This window comes from Haliea sp. E1-2-M8 (assembly GCF_030649675.1).
In the GTDB taxonomy this organism is placed as follows: domain Bacteria; phylum Pseudomonadota; class Gammaproteobacteria; order Pseudomonadales; family Halieaceae; genus Haliea.
In genome coordinates, this window is the sequence record NZ_JAUTDR010000085.1 from 1 (window position 1) to 711 (window position 711).

Consider the following 711-nt stretch of genomic DNA (forward strand, 5'->3'; position numbering starts at 1 on the left):
GAGACGCTTTCCACACTTGGGAGTGCCAACATGCAATTTTGTTGCCTTGGCGTTGTGAGCAGTTCCGCGCATCAGATGTTCGCTGAGTTCAAGCCTTCGTATCCGCTCCGGCAACTTGGTACACGGGTAGGCTTTCCCGGCGCTTCAGTAACCCTACCGCTGCTGGCCGGGAGTGACTAAGTCCGGCACCGTCTGGGACACGGGCAGCAGACGTAGAATCTCCGACCCAATAGGCGCATTTTTTCTGAAGTTTATAGTTCCTATAGGCCTGTAGGGAATTGGTGCCAATGCCGTTCGTAAGCGTGGCTACCGCCAAAAGCTCGGTTAGACGTGAGCCCGGCGCCTGCGGATCGCGAACAGCCCGCCGCTGAGGACCAGCACGACGAGGGCCGCCATGGCGCTTCTCCCGACAGTGGGGATGGCAGTAGCGGTGGCAGGGACATCGTCGACCATAGAGCAGCCACCGATCGTGTTGCCACCGTCGCCGGCCATCGTCACCGCTCCGGTTGGCCCTGTTCCCGCGATTGTCCGGCCAATGACGTCTGAGCCGTCTCCCACAGTGATGCTGGCGTCAGCGATAACGTTGCCGCGGAAGGTAACACCGTTCAACGTCGCGGAGGAGCCGACACGCCAGAACACGTTGCAGGGATCGGCGGTGCCGACGACGTTCGAGAGGATGTTGGCGGTCAGCGCGCTGTCGATCTGGAAGAT

Annotated in this window: 2 protein-coding genes; one reads left to right on the top strand and one right to left on the bottom strand. The window is 60.6% G+C overall.

Going from position 1 to position 711, the window contains the following annotated elements; genetic code table 11:
- The coding region (locus Q6D67_RS21650) for a hypothetical protein (RefSeq protein WP_304707923.1) at window positions 1-180 on the top strand (180 nt) is incomplete at its 5' end.
- A 144-nt stretch (window positions 181-324) separates the two neighbouring features.
- On the opposite strand, the gene Q6D67_RS21655 is transcribed toward Q6D67_RS21650, so the two are convergent.
- On the bottom strand, window positions 325-711 hold a 387-nt coding region (locus Q6D67_RS21655), incomplete at its 5' end, for an ice-binding family protein (RefSeq protein WP_304707924.1).